The organism is Paraconexibacter sp. AEG42_29 (assembly GCF_040581415.1).
In the GTDB taxonomy this organism is placed as follows: domain Bacteria; phylum Actinomycetota; class Thermoleophilia; order Solirubrobacterales; family Solirubrobacteraceae; genus Paraconexibacter.
The window spans coordinates 4,109,838-4,129,664 of the sequence record NZ_CP114014.1; the positions used below are offsets into that span (position 1 = coordinate 4,109,838).

The window sequence follows — 19,827 nt, forward strand, 5'->3', positions numbered from 1 at the left end:
GCACCCGGGGTGTCGGTGTCGTCCGCCCGGGCGGTCGTCCGGCGATCCCGCACGTCCACGTGTGGGAGCATGTCGCGCCGTGGAGCCCGTGCTCACCATCCCCGACGACGGTCCCGTGACCGCTCAGGTTCCGCCTCGGCGCGGCCCGGCTCCGCTCAGCGGCGGGCCGCTGGCGTTCGTGCGGTTCGCCCGCAGCCACAACATGGTCAACCGCTATTACGTGGTGCTGATCGCCCGCTGGCTGTGGCTGAAGCTGAAGTTCCGCGGTCGCCTCAAGACGGATGGGCTCGCGTTCATCTGCCCGGGCGTGCACTTCGAGATCGGGCCGAACGCCGTCGTCCACCTGGGGCGCTGGGCGTGGCTCGGGCACGGGACGAAGGTCCGCTGCCACGAGGGCGAGGTGCACATCGGCGCGAAGTCCGTGCTCGGACAGGAATGCACGATCAGCTGCTACCAGCACGTCTCGATCGGCCGCGAGTGCATCATCGCCGACCGCGCGATGTTCATCGACTTCGACCACGGCGTCGTCGAGAGCGATCGGCCGATCCGCAACCAGGGCATCTACATGCGCGACGTGCGCATCGGGCACAACGTGTGGATCGGGTACGGCGCGTCGTTCCTGCGTGGGGTGACGGTCGGCGACAACGCGGTCGTCGGGACCAGCAGCGTCGTGACCCGGGACGTCCCGGCGAACGCGGTCAGCGCGGGCGTGCCGGCGCGGGTCTCGCGGATGCGGGACACCCCGGCGACGATGCGCTGGGAGTAGGCGGCGTCCATGGCGGCACCCGGCGACTCCGCTCCGGCTCCCGACGACGCCGCGATCCGCGAGTCGATCGAGCGCTTGCTGGCGGCTCGGGACGAGGGGAAGACGATCTGCCCGTCCGAGGCCGCCAGGGACCTGGCCGGCGACGCCGACTTCCGCCCGTTGATGGACGACGTGCGGCGGGTGGCGTTCGGGCTGGTGGACGCGGGGTCGCTGGAGGTGACCCAGGGTGGCGAGGTCGTCGACGGCCGCGAGGCGCGCGGGCCGATCCGGCTGCGGTCGGTCCCGGCAGCGGACTGACGGGTCGGTCCTCCGCGCTCGAATTGATGGCGTGGTCGGCCTGGTGGTGGGGGGTCTGTGGCGCTGACGCCGAGGACCGACGTGGTCCTGACGGCCTCGGAAACGGCGGGCCGGGACGGGGTGAACGCGTCGTTGCGGGTTCACCCCTGGGTGCGGGGCCGAGGCTGCGGTCGCCGCGACACCGGATGCCGTCAGTGACGCTGAGCGTCACTCGGGGCATGCCGTTTGGTCTGCGCGCAGCGATCGACGCCCTGCGGGAGACGAACGTCGATCCTGCTCTCTCTGGCGACGAATGATCGACGTTCGGCGCCACGGTGCCGGGACTTCGTGCAGCAGAACTCGTATGACGACCTGAGCGCACACGGTCCCTGAGCCCGCCGCCCCGAGTGACGCCCCGCGTCCAGGCCCGGACAGCCACCCAGCGCACACCGCCGTCCCGGCCCGCTGTAAAAGAGCGATCGCCTCCGTGCGGCGATCAACGTCAGCGCCACCGAACCTCGCGTCCTACGAGAGCGCGCCTCCTGCCACACAGCGCTACCCCTCTTCGCCCGGAACCGACCAAGGCGGTCAGGGGGCCAGGAGTGTCGCCGCGCGCGCGTACGGTGCCAGCGACCGGACCGCCGGATCCGCCGAGCCCGGCGAGCGCAGGGCATCGACCAGCGCGGTGTGGTGGCCCGCCGCCCGCTCGACCGGGTACTCGCCCGCCAGCGTCCGCGTCACCATGAACGCCCAGTCGCTCGACTGCAGCGCGAGCAGCTCGCGGACGGCGCGCGGGTCTGCGTCGGGCCCGGCCGCGACCACGGCGAGCTCAGCCGACCGCGCCTGCCAGGCGAGGTCGGCGACTGCCGGCGCGTCCCAGGTGCTGAGGTCGCGCGGCGTCCCCCACGACGTCGTTCCCGGGTCGATCGGATCCGCTGCCGGGAACTCCGCGAGGGCGTCGTCGAGGTGGACGATCCGCAGCCCCTGGACGCGCGCCTCGTCGAGGACCGCTGCCAGCCAGTCGACGCCCTCGTACCACCAGTGCCCCAGCAGCTCGGTGTCCAGCGCGCACACGCTGAGCCCGCCCTCGGCGACGCGCTCGCGGGCGGCGGCGACGAAGTGCGCGGCGTCCGTCCGAACCCTGTCCAGCGCGCGCGAGCGGTCGTACACGCTGCCGTCCACCGACCACGGGTGGTGGTCGTGGGTCGTGCGATGGTGGTAGTCGCGGTAGCTGCCGTGGGCCGGGTACCCGCCGTCGGACCACACGAGCTCCATCACCGCGCGGTCGATCGGCACCAGCAGCGGGCCGGCCGCGGTCCGGTACGGCGTCAGGTGACCCGGTGCGCCGTGGCCGCCGAGGACGTCGGTCAGGTCGACGCAGGTCGCGTGGACCCCGGCCCCCTCCAGCAGCGGGTCCAGCCACGGGGCGTGCGCGCACTCGGGCAGCCAGAAGCCGCCGCGCCACGGCCGCGCGGCGTCGAACCGCTCGCGGTGCCCGTCGATGCCGGCCCGCAGCTGCAGCTGGACGCCGGCCTCGGTCGCGATCAGCGGCAGCACGGCGTGCGTCGCGCTGCTGGTCCACGCCGCGTGGGGAGCCAGCGCCCGGACGACGCCGAGCTCGTCGCCGGCGGTGAGCGTCCCGAACCGCTCGAGCGCGCGCTCGTAGTCGCCGGCCGCCAGCTCGAGTGCGGCAGCGAGGTCGTCGTGGCCGGACGCGCGGCAGCCGTCGACGTCGAGCGCGTGCGAGGCGCGGCGCACGTCCTTCAGGAAGGCGGCGAACCGCTCCCCCAGCCCCGGCGCGCTCAGCTGGTCCACGAGGACGGGCGTCAGGCTCAACGTGACCGCGTCCCCGCCCGGTCCGTCGAGCACGTCGAGCAGCGGCAGGTAGCAGGTGGCGAGCGCCTCGAAGAGCCACTCCTCCCCGAACGGCCACGTCCCGAAGCCCTCCACGTACGGCATGTGGGAGTGCAGGACGATCGCGAGCGCGCCCGGGCCGTCGCCCGCGGCGCTCATGGCCGGCAGACGGCGAGGAAGTCGAGCGCGCCGTCCAGGTCGCACTCGTCCGCCGGCCGGATGGCGAAGTCGCCCGTCGAGATCGCCGGCGTGAAGCGGTCGTAGAACGGCTTGGAGAACCGCAGGGTCTTGTGGACCCGGTCCCACCCGAGGTTCTCGATCGCGAACTGGTGAATGCCCAGCTTGCCCGCGTGGAAGAGCCCGTACAGCTCCACGGTCCCGTAGTGCGCCTCGCACAGCGCGCGGAACTCGTCGGCGCGGTACTCCTTGATGTGCCACGGGTTCTCGGACTTCTCCGCACCCTCGGGCGCGAGCGTCAGCAGGTTCGGCGTCGTGACGTACGCGGCCGGCGCGGCGCTGGCGGCGGTCATCGACTTGAAGTGCTCGAGGATCTCGTCCGGGTTGCGGACGTGCTCGATCGTCTGCAGGAAGACGACGACGTCGGCGGGATCGGCGAACGTCTCCACGAGGTCGCGGGCGAAGCGCACGTTCGCGCCGGTGTACCTCAGGCGCGCGTGCTCGTGCGCCTCCGGGTTGGCGTCGACGCCGACCACGGACTTCGCGGTGCGGGCGAGGACGTCGGACCCGTAGCCCTCGCCGCAGGCCATGTCGACCACGTCCAGGCCGCCGACGCGGGCACGGATCCACTCGTAGACGACGAGGTGGCGGCGGAACCAGTAGTTCTCCAGCGGGACGTCCGGCAGCGTGCGCTCGCCGGTCAGCGCGAGCGGCGGCACGCCGTCCGGCTGGTCCTGCTGGAGGTAGAGCGTCTGGGTGTCGGACACGGCGGGAACAGTAGTCGCGGACGCTCGGCCGCGGCCGGGCGGTGGGCGGGCCGACGGCCGATGCTGAACGCGGGCGTTCGCCCGGCGGCGTACCCTTCCGCGCCATGGCCGCACCTGAGACCGCCGAGGAGATCCGCGACGTCAACACCCGCTACCACGACGGTGCGGCGGCGGACTACGACGCCAAGTGGGGCATCGACTACGGCGAGATCGGCCGGCGGCAGGTCCTGCAGAAGGTGCGCAAGGCGCTCGGCGCCGGCCACGGCAGCTTCGACCGCGCGCTGGAGATCGGCGCGGGCACCGGCTACTTCACGCTGAACATGATGCAGGCCGGGGTCATCCGCGAAGCGGTCTGCACCGACATCTCGACGGGGATGATGGAGACGCTCGCGGGCAACGCGGAGCGGCTCGGTCTCGAAGTGACGACGCAGGTCGCGGACGCCGAGGCGCTGCCGTTCCCGGACGCGTCGTTCGACCTGGTCCTGGGTCATGCCGTCCTGCACCACCTGCCGAACCTCGACCGCGCGTTCGACGAGTTCTTCCGCGTCCTGCGACCCGGCGGCTCGGTCATGTTCGCCGGCGAGCCGTCCCGCGTCGGCGACCGGATCGCGGCCTACCCGAAGCGCGCCGCGACCCGCGTCGCGCCGGCCTGGCGCGCAGCTCTGCGTGCGCGTCCCGCCGCCGAGGGCTGGTCGGACGGCGGCGCCGAGAACCACCAGCTCGAGGGCTCGGTCGACGTGCATGCGTTCGTCCCGAGCGACCTCTCGGCGTTCGCCCGCGGCGCGGGGTTCACCGACGTCGACGTGATCGGCGAGGAGCTGCTGGCCAACTGGTTCGGCTGGACGAACCGCGCGCTGGAGGCCTCCGCCGACCAGCAGGACGTCCCGAACTGGTGGCGCCAGTACGCCTACCGCGGCTACATCGCGCTGCAGGCGGTCGACCGCACGCTCCTCGAGTCCCGCCTGCCGCCGGCGATCTTCTACAACCTGATGATCGCGGCCCAGAAGCCCGCCTGAGCGACGCCGCCGGACGGGCTCGTCAGACGCCGTCGAGGAAGGCGAGCAGCTCGCGGGCGCCCGTCTGCGGGACCTCGGCCTGCCAGAAGTGCCCCGCGTCCGGCAGCAGCGTCGGCGCGTCCGGCGCGGTCGGGAGCGTCGTCGCGAGCTTCACGGCCCAGCGGACCGGGAGGAACCGGTCGTCGGTCGCCCACAGGACCCGGGCGGGCTTGTCCCACGCCGCGAGCGTCGGGACCGCGTCGATCGTCCAGCGCGGATCCTGGGCGCCGACGTAGGCGCACCAGGCGTCGAGCCCGTCGCCGGTGTCCAGCGCGTGGAACCAGTCGTCGACCAGGGCATCCGCGATCCGGCCGCGCCGGACGGTCTGCGGCAGCGGCCAGACGGCCCGCATGGGGGCCTGGATCAGCCGGCCGCGCCCGAGGATCCGCGCCAGCGCGGGCCGGGCGGCCAGCTGCTCCATCGCCGCGATCGCCGGGACCTTCCAGTTGTCGAAGCAGACGACGTCGCAGAACGCCACGGCGCGGACGCGGTGCGGATGGCGGACCAGCAGCTGCTGGCCGTGCGCGCCGCCCTGGTCGTGCAGGACGAGCAGCACCTCCTCGATCCCGAGGTGGTCCAGCAGCGCGGCGAGCATGTCCGCCTGTCCGGGACTGCCGAGGTCCGCGCCCGGGGCCGGACGTGAGCGCCCCATGCCGTTGAGGTCGACGGCGATGCAGTCGTAGCGCTCGCCGAGCGCACCCAGCAGCGGCTCCCACAGGCGTGCGGACGTCGGGATGCCGTGGACGAGCAGCAGCGGCGCCCCGCTGCCGTGGCGCAGGTACGTGATGTCCCCGCAGTCCAGCGGCGCGCTCTGCCGCGCGAGGGAGCCGACCGGCAGGGTCGGCGCTTCGGGTGCGGGTGGTTGCGTGCGGCGGGCCTCGAGCATGCGGGCGAACCTACCCGCGACCGTCGAGCTCCACCCGTGCCGCGACGGCCCGCTCGCGGACGGCTTCCCGCGTGGGCTGGTCGAACCGCCGCCACGTGCTGACCGCCCGGGCGGTGCGGTTGTTCGCCGCCAGGCGCTCGGTGTGCGTGTCGACGAAGTCCCAGTAGAGCGCGGTCACCGGGCAGGCGCGCTCGCCGTGCTTCTCGGTCGGCTTGTAGCGGCAGCCCTTGCAGTGGCCCGACATCTTGTTGATGTAGTTGCCGCCCGCGGCGTACGGCTTGGTCACCATCTCGCCGCCGTCGGCGAAGAGGGCCATGCCGGCGGCGTTCGGCGCCATCACCCACTCCGCGCCGTCCACGAACGCGGTCTGGAACCAGCGCACGAGCTCCCACGGGCGGATGCCCGCCGTCAGGCCGATCGTGCCCAGGACCATCAGCCGCTCGATGTGGTGCGCGTATCCGTTGGCGGCCACGCCGCCCACCACGGTGTCCAGGCACTTCCAGCCCGTCTCGGTGCCGCGGTACCCGTCCGGCAGCGGGAGCTCCGCGCCGAGCGCATTCGCGTCCGGCCACGTCTCGGCCCGCAGCCAGTACATCCCCCAGACGTACTCCCGCCAGCCGATGACCTGCCGCACGAAGCCCTCGACCGAGCTGATCGGGAGGTCGTGCTCGTGGTAGGCGTCCTCCGCCGCGCGCACGCAGGTGAGCGGGTCCAGGACGCCGAGGTTGAGCGGGATCGACAGCAGCGAGTGGAACAGGAAGGGCTGGGACGGGTCCGCCATCGCGTCCTGCCACGGGCCGAAGTCGCGCAGGCGGTGATCGACGAAGTCCGCGAGCGCGCTGCGGGCCTCGTCCGGGGTAACGGCGTAGCGCCGCGGCGCGTCGTCGCCGAAGAACGCAACTCCGTCGGCTGCGAGCGCGTCGAGGTCGGCACGGACCGCCGCATCGATGTCGTCCTCGTCCGGCGCCCACGGCTCGGGGGCCTCCAGGCCGGTCTTCGGCGGCGGCTGCCGGTTGTCGGCGTCGAAGTTCCAGCGGCCGCCGAGCGGCTCGCCGCCATCGTCCAGCAGGACCCGGTGCGCGCGGCGCTGGTCACGGTAGAAGTCCTCCATCCGCAGCCGCCGGCGGCCGCCGGCCCAGCCCGCGAACGCCTCGGGCGCGATCAGGAACTGCGCCGACGGCAGCTGCCGGACGCCGAGCCCGTCGAGCGCCCGTCGCGCGCCCAGGTCGTTCGGCTCGGCGGCCACGATGTCCTCCCCCGCGTGCGGCTCGAGGGCGCCGGCCAGCGACTCTGCGCCGCGGTGCTCCACGACCTCGATGCCGTCCGCGCGCAGCCGGTCGGCGTGGTGGCGCATCGCGCTCAGCACCACGTGGGCCCGCTGGCGGTGGACGGGCCGGCGGCGCAGCATCGCCGTGGACTCGATGAGCACGACACGGTCGGCGCCGTCGAGCGCGGGATGGTCCGGCAGGAGCTGGTCGCCCAGGATCAACGCGGTGTGGCCCACACCACGGGTACGCCCCGGGGCGGGCACGGCGATCAGCGCGCGAGCGACTTCAGGTAGTCGGCGCGCTGCTGGAAGGACGAGCGCATCTCGGCCGTGAGCTCGGTCAGGAACTCCTCACGGTAGGTCCCGTCCGTCAGCACCGCGATCGAGTAGTAGAGGCCGCTGAGCGCCGCGATCGCGGTCGACACGCGCAGCAGCTCGCGGGAGACGCGCGCGTCGATGCCGAGCAGGTCCAGGCGCACGATGCGGTGGCTGCCGTGGCCGATCCACGACTCGATGACGTCGTCGGAGATGGTCAGCGTCCCGAAGACGAGGAAGAAGCCGCCGATGGCGGCGCTGACCACCAGCACCTGCAGCGCCTGGCTGACGAACATCACGAGGCCGACGTTGATGCGCTGGCGCGGGTCCAGCGGCGGCCCGGCGCCGACCTGCTCCTCGAGCGTCGCGACCTCGCGCGGGAGCCGGACCGCGATGAACCCGGCGCCGAGCGTGGTCAGGAGCAGGACGGTGGCGATCAGGGTCGCGTCGGGCATGTCGGAGAACACCTGCCACATCTCCGTGTTGACGAACAGCACGACGCTGAACAACAGCAGGAGCGGGACGGCGCGCACCGCGAGCTGCAGCGATACGGCCAGCTGACCGAGGAGCCGCCGCCCCGTCCACACGACGATGTACACGAGCCCGAAGCCGATCACGCCGTAGAGCAGGGCGAGCAGCAACAGGTTGGCCGCAGCGGTGACCACGGCGCTCGTGGTCTGCCCGTTGAGGACGAGCGGCAGCAGCGCCGGCACCACGACGAAGGCGCCGAGCTCGACCGGGCCGACCGTGTCCGGCAGCGCGAGCGCGGGGCGGCGGCGCAGGCGGTTGATGACGGCGAACGAGCCGACCAGGATCGCCAGGCCGGCCGTCAGCGTCGCGAGGTTCTCGAGCCAGGTGAAGTCGAGGTCGACCGCACCCAGCACCTCCACGAAGAACACGAGCGACAGGACCGGCAGCGCCCGCGTCCAGACGTCGCGGGCCGCGCGGCGGTCGTCGATGAAGAGCGGCAGCCCGGCCCGGCGGAAGGCAGCCTCCTGGGTCGCGCGGTCGGCGGCGGGCACTGCCCCAGGATCACCGCTGCGGCGGACGACCCCGCCGGCGCGGGCTCAGCTGTCGGAGGACGGGCTGACAGCCCGGTAGCGCTCCATCGCGCGCTCGCGCTCCGCCTTGTGCTCCACGATCGGCGCCGGATAGTCCTCGCCGATGACGCACTTTGCCGCCTGCTGCTCGTCGTCGCTCATCCGCCACGGCTCGTGGACGTGCTTGTCGGGCACGCCTTCGAGCTCCGGGACCCAGCGCCGGATGTACGTCCCCTGCGGGTCGAACTTCTGCGCCTGCAGCGTCGGGTTGAAGATCCGCCGGAAGTAGGGCGCCGGGTCCACGCCGGTGGACGCCACCCATTGCCAGTTGCCGTTGTTCTGCAGCGGCTCGCCGTCGAGCAGCTTGTGGGCGAACCAGCGCTCGCCGGCGAGCCAGTCCAGGTGCAGGTCCTTCGTCAGGAACGAGCCGACGACCATGCGGGCGCGGTTGTGCATCCAGCCGGTCTGATCGAGCTGCCGCATCCCCGCGTCCACCAGCGGGTAGCCGGTGCGGCCGGCCTTCCACGCCTCCATGCTCTCCTCGTCGTCCGCCCACTCGAGCTTGCGGAAGCGTTCTTGGAAGGCCGCCTGCGTGTTCCCCGGGTGCAGCAGCAGGACGTGCGCGTAGAAGTCCCGCCACGCGAGCTGACGGGTGAACGCCGCGGCGCCCTCACCGCTACGGGCCCCGGCGCGCTCCTCCATCTCGCGGACGGACAGCGTGCCCCACCGCACGTGCGGGGAGAGCACGGACGTGCCGCCGCTGAGGTCGTCGTGACGCGCGGCGTAGTGGTCGATCGGACCGTCGAGCCAAGCGGCGAGCGTCGCGCGGGCCGCCGCCTCGCCGGGCTCGCAGACCGGTGCCGGGACGTCGTCCTCGAGCCCGAGGTCCGCCAGCGACGGGATGCGGCCGACGGCCAGCGACGACGGCAGCGGCGGAAGCTCCTTGGGCGCGCGGTGCACGGTCCGGCGCTCGAGCTTGCTGTGGGTCTTCCAGAACGGCGTGAAGACCGTGTACGGCTTGCCCTGGCCGGTGCGCGGCTTGGACACGTCCGCACAGAAGTTCCCCGGCTGCGGGCGCGGCGCGATACCGGCGTCCTTGAGCGCGTCCATCACCTCGCGGTCGCGGGCGAGCGCGTAGGGACCGACGTCGCTGGCCCAGAGGACGGCCTCGGCGTCGACCTCCTCCGCCAGGGCCAGCAGCTCCTTCGTCGCTTCGCCGTCCCGCAGGACGAGGCCGCCGCCGAGGTCCTTCAGCGTGGCGCGCAGCTCACGGAGGCAGCCGAGCATGAACGCGGTCCGGGCGGGCGAGGCGTAGCGTCCCGTCGCCAGCCGGCGGTCGAGGACGAAGACGGGGACGACGCGGTCGTAGTCCGCCAGCGCGGTGACGAGCGAGGGGTGATCGTGGACCCGCAGATCGCGGCGAAACCAGACCAGGGCGGTGGAACCGGGCACGTCTGGACTACGGTGCGCACAGCCGCGCGGATCGCCGGCAGCGGCGTCGTAGACTCGGGCATATGCCCGACCGCGTGGTCCAGGACTTTCCGCTGTTCCCGCTCGGACTGGTGGCGCTCCCCCATGAGTACGTGCCGCTGCACATCTTCGAGGAGCGCTACCGCACCATGATCGGGGAGTGCCTGGAGCGCGGCAGCGAGTTCGGGATCGTCTGGGCGCGGGACCCCGACGACGACGATGACGAGCCCCGCATCGGCTGCGCCATGGAGGTCGCGCGCGTCCTCGAGCGCATGGACGACGGGCGGCTGAACATCCTGTCGCGCGGGACCCGGCCGTTCCGGATCGTCGAGGAGCTGCACCACCTGGCCTATCCCGCGGCGACGGTCGAGTTCCTCGAGGACGTCGACGAGCCCGCCGACCCGGACGCCGGCGAGACCGCGCACGAGGCGTACCGCTCGCTCGTCGAACAGGCCACCGACAACGAGCCCGACGACGCGGACCTCGACCAGATGAACGCGTACGCGATGGCGGCAACGGTCGAGTTCGGCCTGCAGGCCAAGCAGGGTTTGCTCGACCTGCGCTCCGAGAACGCCCGCCTGCGCCTGGTCACCCGGCTGTTCCGCGCGGCGACCAAGCGCCTGGAGTTCATCGAGAAGGCGCAGGTGCGCGCGCGGTCGAACGGCAAGGTCCGCTTCGGCTGAGCTCCAGGGCCGCCGTCGCCCCTGTCGGCTGTCGCCGCGGTCGCGGGGACGCCGGTCTGCGTAACTCGCGCAGGGGGAGGTCGTTGTCCCTGCATGCGTGCGTCAAGGTTCCTGCCGATCGTGGTGCTCGGCCTGCTGTCGGCCGGGCTGCCGGTCGCTCCCGCCGGAGCATCTGTCGTCGAGCTGAAGCTCCGCGCGGTGCCGGATGTCGACGAAGGCGAGACATGCTTCGACGACTACCAGCGCGAGGACCTGTGCACCGACGACGACCGCGCGTTCACCCGCTACGAGGCGGTGCTCGACATCCGTGCCGCACCAGGCGAGCGCAACCGCGTGCGGATCCGCTCGCTGGGCGGTAGTCGCTGGACCGTCCAGGACACCGGGTCGCGGGGCGGCCTGCAGGTCGCGCACGGCTGCCGCCGGGTGACAAGCGCGCGGGCGCTCTGCCGGACGCGCGCGGACGTTCTTTCCACACGGGTGCGCACCGGCGACGGCGACGACGCCGTGGACGCCGGGCCGGGAACCCCGGACCTCGTGGCCGAGCTCGGCCCGGGCGCGGACCGCGCCCGCTCGGCGGTGGCCGGCACCCTGCGCGGCGAGGCGGGGGACGACGACCTGCGCGGCAGCGGCGGCGACGACAAGCTGTCCGGCGGGCCGGGGGACGACCGCCTCGCCGGCGGCGCCGGGGACGACGTGGTGGCGGGCGGCCCGGGCGCGGACCGCATGCTCGGCGGTCCGGGTGCCGATCGCCTGGAGGCGTTCGAGCGCATCGCCCCCGGCCGGGACTTCATCGACGGCGGCACCGGGCGCGACGCCGTCTCCTACTCCGGCCGCCGCCGGGCTGTGCGCGTCACGCTGGGGCCGCGCGGGCACAGCGACGGGACGGGCCGGGAGGACACCCTGCGTGCCCTCGAGGACGCCACGGGCGGGCGCGGGAGCGACACGCTCGTCGGCAGCGTGGGCCCGAACCGGTTGTTCGGCGGGGCGGGCGGCAACGACCTGCTGCGCGGGCTGGCCGGCACCGACACGCTGATCCTGAGCTCGCCGCGCGACCGTGCCGACGGCGGGCCGGGGAACGACCTGATCGCCGCCGAGGAGGGTCAGGGTCGCGCGCGCTGCGGCACCGGGTCGCGCGACCGCGTCAGCGGGCCGCTGCGCGTGCTGGTCGACCCGAGCTGCGAGCTGGTGGTCGACGTCGGCTACGACGACGCCGGCAGCGTGCCCACGCCGGTGACCGTCACGCCGGACACCCTGACGTTCGCCGTCGCCTGCCCGGGCTACAGCTGCGGTCGCTGGTCCTTCGTCCTGACGCGCGCGCCGCGGGACATCTGGTGGGCCGGCGCTGCGGGCGCCGGCCCGAGCGCACCGGTGGGGTCGAACGTGCTCGCGCGGGCCGACGCCCCGGCCAACGCGGGGAACAGCCGCGTCCTGCTGACCGTGCCGCGGGCCGCGCTGACCCCGGGGCTGCCGCTGATCGCGACGATCGAGGTGACCGACGGCTACCCCCGGTCGCAGCCGTACACGCGCTTCCAGTGGGGCCTGCGCGCGCCCTGATCGCTCGCTCGCGGCGCGTGGCAGGCCCCTCCTGCGCGGCCCTGACGACACACGACGGGCCCCCAGCCACCGTGCTTGCCCCCACGCCTGGCGCAGGCCCGTCCTGCGTTGCCGCGACGACACACGACGGGCCCCCATCCACCGTGCTCGCCCCCCAACCCGGCGCCCCACGCCGCCGCTCCGGCCCGCAGCGGTCGGTCGCTCCGCCCGCGCTGGCTCCTGCCACCGCCCGGAGGACGTGCGGGGCTGGTCCGCTCAGCCCGCTCGAGCCGTGCGGCTGCGGTCGGTCCCCGCCGTGGCTCGGTACGTCCCCGCCCGCCGCGGGACGAGCGCACGGAAGGTCCGGTCGGCCGCGACGGTCAGCGTCCTGGTCGTCCCGCCCGGTCCGGTCAGCGTCACCGTCCGCGCAGCGCCGGCCACGGTCCCGCTCCCGGCCCCCGTCCCGGCGCGGCTCCCGGTCCCGGCACCGACACCAGCACCGGAGGCGGCCGCGGCCCGGGGCGGGACGCGACCCCACACGGCGAGCTGCGTGCGCGACGCGGGCCGCACGTCGAGCGGGAACCGGTACGCCGCGTAGGCCGGCTTGTGGACGCCGCTGGTCCGCCAGAGGCCGCTCTGGAACGTCCCGCCCGCCGGTTCGTCCCGCAGCAGGTACTGCGCGAAGGACCGCACGCCGGGCGTGTGCCAGAGCAGGTTCTCGCTGCGGTTCAGGAACGCCGCCTGCTTCGCGAACGACACGCCGAACACGCGGTCCGGAGGGTTCGTCTGGACGCCGCCCTCGGTGTCCCAGACGTCGGTGCTGCCGATGCGGCCCGCCCGCTTGCCGGCGGCCAGCGTCCGCCGCAGCCGCACGAGCCCTGCGGGCGTGATGTCCCCCCGGAGCCGCGGCGCGAGGTCCGGTCCGGCCTTCAAGTAGTACAGGTGGACCGCGAGCCCCGCGACCTCCAGCCTCGGCATCGTCGCGCGGCAGCCCGCGTGGCCCCGGAGGGCGCGGCCCCGGAGCGGGCGGTCGCTGCGGTCCAGGCACAGCAGCTCGCGCAGGAACGGGATCGGCCCGATCGCCGTCGTCTCCCCCCGGCGCGTGCGGCCGGTGGCCAGCAGGTCGCCGATCAGGACCTCGCGGCCGCGGTGGCCGGTGGCCGCCAGTCCCGCAAGGCCGGCACGGACCAGCCGCCGGTACTGCCCCGGCGCGTGCAGGGCCCCGGCCCGGGACTGCGGACCGAGGTGCCGCGGGTTGTTCGGCTCGTTGACGATCGACCACCGCGACACGCGCCCGGGCGAGTCCGCGCTGCCGTCGTATCGCCGCCCGGCGGCCTCCGCGAACCGGCCGAAGGCCGCGGGGTCGGGGTCGCGCGCCCCGGGGAAGCGCTTGGTGAGGTCGTCCGCCGCCCACGCCGGGCCTGGCGTCGTGACGGTGAAGAGCACCTCGACGCCACGCACCGCTGCCTCCCTGACGAGCTGGTCGTACGGCGCCCACGACCCGGTGTAGGTGGCCGAGTCGCGCTGGTCCCGGGGCCGGCGCGGTGCGAGCTCGTTCCAGCGGACGTTCACCCGGACGATGTCGACGCCGAGCGCCGGCAGGTCGTCGAGCGCCCGGGTCCGCAGCGGCTCGGGACCGTGGACGAGGGTGGCGTCGTCCTGCAGGACCCGCAGCAGCCCAGGCGCGGCGACCGCTTCCGCCGTCCCCACCCCGACGAGCGCCAGGACGGCGGCGATCGACAGCGACGGCGTGCGGCGCAGAGCGCACATGAGGAGCTCTGGACCGCACGCCGCCGGTGGGTGGGGCGGGCGCATGTCCCCCACTCAACGGGTCGGCGCGCCCCGGGTTGCGGATCCGCGCCCCCGACTGCGGCGTTTGACGCAACCGGCTCCCGCTGCAACCGACGGTCTGAGACGGTCGGCGGATGCGAAGCCGCGCGCTGCTCGTCGCCCTGCCCGTCCTGGGGGGGGCTCACGCTCGCCTGGTCGACCCCGGCGACCGCCACCACGGTCAGCCTGACCCGGGAGGTCGTGACCGAGACCCTGGAGGGCGACGACTGCTACGACGACGGCCGCGAGGACGTCTGCGACACGTACGAGGTCCCCGTCGGCTCGCGGGTCGCCGCCCTTCGCGTCCAGGCCGGCCCGCGGGAGAGCAACCGCATCAGCATCCTGCAGCTCGGCGGGACCCGCTTCCGCATTACGGACAGCGGGGCCCGAGGACGCATCAACGTGAAGCCCGGCTGCCGGCGCGTCGCCCCGAAGCGGGCGATCTGCACCGTGCCCACCGCCGCACGCCGGGTCTCGGTGTCGACCGGTGACCTCCGCGACTCCGTGACGATCGAGGCCCAGCGGCTGCGCGCGATCGTCAACCTGGGCGGCGGCAGCGATCGGCTGCGGTCGACCGGCCCGACCACGGCCCGCGGCGGCACGGGCGACGACGCGATCACCACCGGCGTCCACGCGGACCTGCTGCTCGGCGACGCCGGCGACGACACGCTCAACGGCGCCCGCGGCCGCGACAGGATCGCGGGTGACGCGGGCGACGATCGGCTGATCGGCGGCGCCGGCAACGACCGGCTGCGCGGCGGCGGCGGCCGCGACCGCGTGGTCGGTGGTGGCGGGAGCGACGTCCTGTACGGGGACGCGGGCCGCGACCGGGTCTTCGGTGGCACGGGCCACGACGAGCTGCTCATGGACGATGGCCGCGTCCCCGCCGCCGACACCGTCGACGGCGGTCCGGGGACGGACACGGCCGACTACGACGGACGCCGGACCGGGGTCAAGGTCGTCCTGAGTGGTCCCGGGGGCGAGGACAGCATCAAGCGGGTCGAGGACGCCGCCGGCGGCGCCGGCCCCGACACGATCACCGGCGACACAGGCCCGAACCTCCTGTCGGGCGGCGTCGAGGTCGGCGCCTACGCCGATGACACCCTTGTCGGCGGCGGCGGTGACGACGGCCTGGTGGTCGACAGCGGCGACACCGACCCACGCGTGGACGCCGGCGCGGGCGACGACGTCGTCTACGCCATCGGAGCGGCCGGACGCATCGCCTGCGGCGCCGGCCGCGACCGCGTCCAGTCGGGCGCCATCCCCGTCAGTGCGCGGACGTCGGCGCCGCTCGTGGACCGGACGTGCGAGGAGGTCGGCACCTCGGGCGACCCGTGGCTCGCCGCCCCGGCCACGGCCACGGCGGACTCCCTCACCTTCACGGTGCGGTGCTCGGCCGACGTCTGCGACGACTGGCGCCTGAGCCTCCACCGTGCACCGGCGCGGCTGGCCTGGGCGGGAGTCGGTGCGCCTGCGGCCCCGGTGGAGCTTGCGCGTACCGACCTGCCGCCGGGCACCAGACGGCGAGCGACCGTCAGGGTCGACGTGCCGCGCCCGGCGACCCTGGCCCCGGGGACACCGGTCCTGGCGCTCATCACCACCGCGACGACGACCACCTCCGGGACCGTGACCCGCACGACCGAGATCCCGAGGGTGGTCGTCGGCCTCCTCGCCCCGTGACCGACGGCGGATGGACATCGATGCGGCCACGGCCGCACCGGCGCGGCGCGCGCCTACGCGGACCCGGCGGTGCTCGCGGCCTTGGCGGGCGGAACGGCCACCGCGGCCACCGGCTCGGTGGCAGGCGGGGTGCCGCCGGGCGGGGCGGACCGCCGCTGCCAGGGCGCTCGGCCCTCCGCACCCATCCACGACCCCGCCAGGATCAGGACCAGTCCGCCGATCGTCGCGGCCGTGATCCGCTCGTCCAGCAGCGCCGCGCCGTAGACGACGGAGAACCCGGGTGCGATGTAGGCGACCAGCGACGCCTTCCGCGGTCCGAGCTCGGCGATCAGCGTGTAGAAGATCAGGAAGGCGAGGCCGGTACCCAGGACCCCGAGCGCGAGCAGGCTGGCGGCCGCGTCGAGCCCGAGCGACGTCGGCGGGTGGATCAGGGCGAACGGCAGGGTGAGCAGCGCGCTGATCGTCATCGTCGACGCGACGACCCCCGCAGGCGGGACGCCGGCCATCTCCCGTTTGATCAGCATCGCGCCGATGGCGTAGCAAAGGCCTGCGATGAGGATGCCGCCGCCGGCCAGCAGCGTCTTGCTGTCGCCACTGAGGTCGACGCCGAAAAGCAGCGCGACGCCCAGGATGCCGACACCAATGCCGACCGTGCCCCAGCCGCTGGAGCGCTCCGCGTGATCGAAGCGCAGGGCGATGAGCGCGGTGAAGATCGGCGCGCTGGCCACCAGGATCCCGGCGAGCGCCGAGTCGATGTGGTGCTCCCCCACCGTGATCAGCGCGAACGGGATGACGACCTGGATGATCGCGATGACCACCGCGGCCCGCTTGCGCTGGAGCAGCATGGCGAGCGTTCCGCCGCGGAGCGCGATCGGCAACAGGACCAGCGCGCCGAGGGCCGTCCGCGAGCACACCACCTGCGCCGAGTCGAAGTCCCGCAGGCCGACCTTGATGAACAGGTAGGACGCGCCCCAGGTGGCGGCCAGCACGGCCATCAGGATCCACGAGCGCCGCCCCATTGCCGTCGAGGATCGCAGCATGCCGTCGTAAGCACCAACGATCTTTCCGGGCCGTCTCCATCAGCTGCGCTGATGGCACCGGGGTCAGCGCGGGAGCTTGCAGACCGACTTGGCCAGGTCGCGCACCAGGCGCGTGACCTTGAAGAAGCCCTCCGGCTGCTTGGCCGAGCTGTCGCTGAAGGCGATCGTCCCCTCCTCGGCACGCAGCTCGAACCGCAGGATCGACCGCGGGCCGGGCGGCAGGACGAGGTCGCGGTCGAGCGGGCCGCTGTCCGACGTCTGGTCGTTCTGGCGGTCGACCTTGCCACCGCTGAGCTCCCGGATCAGCTCGCGGGCCGTGATGAGCTGATCGGAGCTCATCATGCCGGCCGACTTCCCGTTGCAGGTGACCTCGCCGCCGTCCTGGACACGCAGGTCGAGCTTCGCCCCGGGGACGGCGCCCGTCCGCTCGACGACGAACAGGTCCGGGGACGGGGTCCCGCACGCGGCCAGCGCGATCGCGACCACGCCGAACCCGAGCGCGCAGCGTGAGCGATGTGGCGTCATGCCCACGCCGCCGCTCCGCCGCGTCGCGGGTCGCCGCCCGCGGTGACCGTGCCGTCCGCGCCCCGCACCACGGCCTGCACGCCGCCGAAGAAGAGGTTGCGGTCGCGGAACGGAAGGACCGGCCGCCCGGCCGCCGCCAGCGCGTCCACGGCGACGCCCGGCTCGGCGTACACGGTGCCCGCGTCGAAGTGCAGCCGCGGCGCGTCGACCGCGTCCTGCGCCGGAAGTCCCTGGTCGATCACGCCCACGATGGTCTGCAGGATCGCGGATCGGATGCGGCTGGAGCCGGCCGACCCCACGACGAGCTCGACGCCGTCGGCCCCGACGAGCACCGTCGGCGCCATCATCGACGGCATCCGGCGGCCCGGCGGGAACGCGTGGAAGCCGAGCGGGTTCAGGTCCTCCTCGCCCATCATGTTGTTGGGGTGCATGCCCGTCCCGGGGACGACGACACCCGATCCCTCGCCGTTCGTCACGGTCACCGCGCATGCGCGGCCCTCCGCGTCGAGGACCGAGACGTGGGTGGTGCTCCCGAGCCGCGAGCTCAGGAAGCGCGCCGCGAAGCCGTCCTCCGCGAGGCCCGCGACGAACGCGTCGGTGCGTGCCGACTGCGCCGACTCCATCGCGTCCACGAGCAGCTCCGGGGTGACGGCGCCGCGGTCCAGATCGGTCAGCGCGCCCGCCAGCAGGATCCCGCCGGCGTTCGGCGGCGGGTTCGTCAGGACGGTCCGGCCGCGGTAGGCGGTGGTGGTCGGGGGGCGGTCGACGGCCAGGTAGACGCCGAGGTCGACCGCCGACAGGGCGCCGCCGCGCGGCGTGAGCCAGTCCACCACGGCCGCGGCGACGGCGCCCCGGTAGAAGGGCGCGGCCCCCTCGGCCGCCAGCAGCTCCATCGCGTCCGCGAGGTCCGGCCAGCGGAAGTCGTCCCCCGCGCGCAGCGACCGCCCACCCGGCGCGAACACGGCGGCGCACTCGGGCGTGGCGACCAGGATGCCCTCCAGGATCTCCGAGACGTAGCCCTGCGAGGCGTTGACGGGGACGCCGGCGCGGGCGTGCGCCGCCGCGGGGCCGACGAGGCCGGCGAGCGGGACCGACCCCCAGCGGTACGCGGCCTCGGCGATGCCGGCGGGCATGCCCCACACGCCGACCGAGCCGGCACCGACGTGGAAGACCTGGGTTGCGTCGCCGAAGTCGACGACGACGGGCGTGAGCTCCGGCGCGGCCGGCGGGACGGGCGGCGACGCGGCCGGGAAGGCGGACGCCCGCGCGTCGACGGCTCCGGGAGCGGCGACGAAGAAGTCGAGCAGCACCGGGTCGGCGTCGAAGCCGACGGTCAGCATGTAGCCGCCGGCGCCCATCCCGGTGAGCAGCGGCTCGGCCGCGAACGACGTGAGCATCGCGGCGATCGCGGCGTCGACCGCGTTGCCGCCGTCCCGTAGGACGTCGGCGCCCGCGCGCGCCGAGAGCGGGTGTCCGGCGGCGACGACCCCGCCGCTGCCGGACCGGGGCACGACCTAGCCGCGCGGGATGAACTCGGGCACGTCGAGCTCGCTGACGCCGAGGCCCGTCTTGCGGGTCGAGCCCGAGCGGACGGGCTCACGGCCACGCGCCGGCTCGCGCCGCTGGACGCGGACCTCGCCGGCCGGCTCCTCGAGCGGACGGCGCTGGGTGCGCGTCGCCGCCGGGCCGTAGCCCGTCGCCACGACGGTGATCCAGACCTCGTCCTCGAGCTTCTCGTCGACCATCGCGCCGAAGATGATGTTCGCCTCGGGGTGAGCCGCCGCGGCGATCGTCTTGGCCGCCTCGTTGACCTCCCACAGGGACAGGTCGGTGCCGCTGGTGATCGAGAGCAGGATCTTGCGCGCGCCCTCCATCGACGTCTCCAGCAGCGGGGACGACACGGCGGCCTCGGCGGCGGCCAGCGCGCGGTCCTCGCCGCGGCCCATGCCGATGCCCAGGAGCGCGTTGCCGGCCTCGGACATGATCGTCCGGACGTCCGCGAAGTCGAGGTTGATCAGGCCCGGCAGCGTCACGAGGTCGCTGATGCCCTGCACGCCCTGACGCAGCACGTCGTCCGCGACGTTGAACGCCTGGACCATCGACGTCTGCTTGTCGAGCACCGACAGGAGCCGGTTGTTCGGGACGACGATCAGCGTGTCGACCTCCTCGGAGAGCGACTGGATGCCGACCTCCGCCGCGCTCGCACGCCGCGAGCCCTCGAAGCCGAACGGCTTGGTGACGATGCCGACGGTCAGCGCGCCGAGCTCGCGGGAGATCCGCGCGACCACGGGCGCCGCACCGGTGCCCGTGCCGCCGCCCGCGCCGGCCGCGACGAAGATCATGTCGCTGCCCTTGAGCAGGCTCTTGAGCTTGTCGTACTCCTCCATCGCCGCCGCCCGCCCGAGGTCCGGGTTGGACCCGGCGCCGAGCCCGCGCGTGACCTGCGGGCCGATGTGCAGCGTGATGTCCGCGGTGGACTGCTGCAGCGACTGCACGTCCGTGTTGACCGCGATGAACTCGATGCCCTCGATGCCGGCCTCGACCATGCGGTTGACGGCGTTCACGCCGGCACCGCCGACGCCGACGACGCGGATGACGGGCTTGCCGACCTCCATCGCCTGGCCCCAGGCGGGGGCCGCCGGGGTCGGACGCGCGTACGGGTC

The 19,827-nt window shown here is 74.1% G+C and carries 17 protein-coding genes; 6 read left to right on the plus strand and 11 right to left on the minus strand.

The window, feature by feature from the left end; genetic code table 11:
- Positions 1–79: 79 nt before the first annotated feature.
- Both DSM112329_RS19955 and DSM112329_RS19960 read left to right on the plus strand, forming a co-directional pair.
- Positions 80–766, plus strand: coding sequence for an acyltransferase (locus tag DSM112329_RS19955; RefSeq protein ID WP_354698311.1), 687 nt, complete (start codon positions 80–82; stop codon positions 764–766).
- 9 nt (positions 767–775) lie between these two features.
- Positions 776–1,063, plus strand: a complete 288-nt coding sequence (locus tag DSM112329_RS19960; protein ID WP_354698312.1) for a DUF3253 domain-containing protein — start codon at positions 776–778, stop codon at positions 1,061–1,063.
- Positions 1,064–1,630: 567 nt separating this feature from the next.
- On the opposite strand, the gene DSM112329_RS19965 is transcribed toward DSM112329_RS19960, so the two are convergent.
- Both DSM112329_RS19965 and DSM112329_RS19970 read right to left on the minus strand, forming a co-directional pair.
- Positions 1,631–3,055, minus strand: coding sequence for a 1,4-alpha-glucan branching protein domain-containing protein (locus tag DSM112329_RS19965; protein ID WP_354698313.1), 1,425 nt, complete (start codon positions 3,053–3,055; stop codon positions 1,631–1,633).
- Positions 3,052–3,840 carry a methyltransferase domain-containing protein gene (locus DSM112329_RS19970; protein WP_354698314.1) on the minus strand — a complete coding sequence of 263 codons (789 nt, stop codon included), beginning with the start codon at positions 3,838–3,840 and terminating at the stop codon, positions 3,052–3,054. Before DSM112329_RS19970 ends, DSM112329_RS19965 begins: the two co-directional genes overlap by 4 nt.
- A 104-nt stretch (positions 3,841–3,944) precedes the next feature.
- Between DSM112329_RS19970 and DSM112329_RS19975 the strand changes: the two genes are divergently transcribed.
- Positions 3,945–4,856, plus strand: a complete 912-nt coding sequence (locus tag DSM112329_RS19975) for a class I SAM-dependent methyltransferase (protein ID WP_354698315.1) — start codon at positions 3,945–3,947, stop codon at positions 4,854–4,856.
- Positions 4,857–4,878: 22 nt separating this feature from the next.
- Here the strand turns inward: DSM112329_RS19975 and DSM112329_RS19980 are convergent, their stop codons facing one another.
- Genes DSM112329_RS19980 through DSM112329_RS19995 form a run of 4 tightly spaced genes read right to left on the minus strand, consistent with a single transcriptional unit; the run spans position 4,879 to position 9,855 of the window.
- Positions 4,879–5,781: an alpha/beta hydrolase gene (locus tag DSM112329_RS19980; protein WP_354698316.1), complete on the minus strand. Its 903-nt coding sequence runs from the start codon at positions 5,779–5,781 to the stop codon at positions 4,879–4,881.
- Positions 5,782–5,791: 10 nt separating this feature from the next.
- The gene (locus tag DSM112329_RS19985) at positions 5,792–7,312 is read right to left on the minus strand and encodes a cryptochrome/photolyase family protein (RefSeq protein ID WP_354698317.1); all 1,521 of its coding nucleotides are present in this window, start codon (positions 7,310–7,312) and stop codon (positions 5,792–5,794) included.
- Positions 7,313–7,317: 5 nt separating this feature from the next.
- Entirely contained in the window at positions 7,318–8,385 is a 1,068-nt protein-coding gene (locus DSM112329_RS19990; RefSeq protein WP_354698318.1) for a hypothetical protein, read from the minus strand.
- A 45-nt stretch (positions 8,386–8,430) separates the two neighbouring features.
- Entirely contained in the window at positions 8,431–9,855 is a 1,425-nt protein-coding gene (locus DSM112329_RS19995) for a deoxyribodipyrimidine photo-lyase (RefSeq protein WP_354698319.1), read from the minus strand.
- Between the two features lie 62 nt (positions 9,856–9,917).
- On the opposite strand from DSM112329_RS19995, the gene DSM112329_RS20000 reads away from it, so the two are divergent.
- On the plus strand, positions 9,918–10,556 hold the full coding sequence (locus DSM112329_RS20000; protein WP_354698320.1) for an LON peptidase substrate-binding domain-containing protein: 639 nt from the start codon (positions 9,918–9,920) through the stop codon (positions 10,554–10,556).
- Positions 10,557–10,649: 93 nt separating this feature from the next.
- Positions 10,650–12,110, plus strand: coding sequence for a calcium-binding protein (locus DSM112329_RS20005; RefSeq protein WP_354698321.1), 1,461 nt, complete (start codon positions 10,650–10,652; stop codon positions 12,108–12,110).
- Positions 12,111–12,365: 255 nt separating this feature from the next.
- On the opposite strand, the gene DSM112329_RS20010 is transcribed toward DSM112329_RS20005, so the two are convergent.
- On the minus strand, positions 12,366–13,859 hold the full coding sequence (locus DSM112329_RS20010) for a hypothetical protein (protein WP_354698322.1): 1,494 nt from the start codon (positions 13,857–13,859) through the stop codon (positions 12,366–12,368).
- A gap of 261 nt (positions 13,860–14,120) precedes the next feature.
- On the opposite strand from DSM112329_RS20010, the gene DSM112329_RS20015 reads away from it, so the two are divergent.
- The gene (locus tag DSM112329_RS20015) at positions 14,121–15,599 is read left to right on the plus strand and encodes a calcium-binding protein (RefSeq protein WP_354698323.1); all 1,479 of its coding nucleotides are present in this window, start codon (positions 14,121–14,123) and stop codon (positions 15,597–15,599) included.
- Between the two features lie 53 nt (positions 15,600–15,652).
- Here DSM112329_RS20015 and DSM112329_RS20020 read toward each other — a convergent pair whose 3' ends face one another.
- From DSM112329_RS20020 to ftsZ, 4 genes are all read right to left on the minus strand, one after another.
- Positions 15,653–16,618 carry a DMT family transporter gene (locus tag DSM112329_RS20020; protein WP_354698324.1) on the minus strand — a complete coding sequence of 322 codons (966 nt, stop codon included), beginning with the start codon at positions 16,616–16,618 and terminating at the stop codon, positions 15,653–15,655.
- A gap of 84 nt (positions 16,619–16,702) precedes the next feature.
- A complete protein-coding gene (locus DSM112329_RS20025; RefSeq protein WP_354698325.1) occupies positions 16,703–17,164 on the minus strand; it encodes a hypothetical protein in 462 nt (153 codons plus the stop codon).
- Positions 17,161–18,675 (minus strand): gamma-glutamyltransferase, encoded by a 1,515-nt coding sequence (locus DSM112329_RS20030; protein ID WP_354698326.1) that lies wholly within the window; start codon positions 18,673–18,675, stop codon positions 17,161–17,163. Before DSM112329_RS20030 ends, DSM112329_RS20025 begins: the two co-directional genes overlap by 4 nt.
- Positions 18,676–18,678: 3 nt before the next feature.
- Positions 18,679–19,779, minus strand: coding sequence for a cell division protein FtsZ (gene ftsZ / locus DSM112329_RS20035; protein ID WP_354702506.1), 1,101 nt, complete (start codon positions 19,777–19,779; stop codon positions 18,679–18,681).
- Positions 19,780–19,827 lie beyond the last annotated feature (48 nt).

Coding starts and splice junctions, on each gene's coding strand:
- DSM112329_RS19960 (WP_354698312.1), top strand. CDS start 776: ATGGCGGCACCCGGCGACTCCGCTCCGGCTCCCGACGACGCCGCGATC.
- DSM112329_RS20010 (WP_354698322.1), bottom strand. CDS start 13,859: ATGTGCGCTCTGCGCCGCACGCCGTCGCTGTCGATCGCCGCCGTCCTG.
- DSM112329_RS19980 (WP_354698316.1), bottom strand. CDS start 5,781: ATGCTCGAGGCCCGCCGCACGCAACCACCCGCACCCGAAGCGCCGACC.
- DSM112329_RS20025 (WP_354698325.1), bottom strand. CDS start 17,164: ATGACGCCACATCGCTCACGCTGCGCGCTCGGGTTCGGCGTGGTCGCG.
- ftsZ (WP_354702506.1), bottom strand. CDS start 19,779: ATGGAGGTCGGCAAGCCCGTCATCCGCGTCGTCGGCGTCGGCGGTGCC.
- DSM112329_RS19965 (WP_354698313.1), bottom strand. CDS start 3,055: ATGAGCGCCGCGGGCGACGGCCCGGGCGCGCTCGCGATCGTCCTGCAC.
- DSM112329_RS20020 (WP_354698324.1), bottom strand. CDS start 16,618: ATGGGGCGGCGCTCGTGGATCCTGATGGCCGTGCTGGCCGCCACCTGG.
- DSM112329_RS19975 (WP_354698315.1), top strand. CDS start 3,945: ATGGCCGCACCTGAGACCGCCGAGGAGATCCGCGACGTCAACACCCGC.
- DSM112329_RS20000 (WP_354698320.1), top strand. CDS start 9,918: ATGCCCGACCGCGTGGTCCAGGACTTTCCGCTGTTCCCGCTCGGACTG.
- DSM112329_RS20005 (WP_354698321.1), top strand. CDS start 10,650: ATGCGTGCGTCAAGGTTCCTGCCGATCGTGGTGCTCGGCCTGCTGTCG.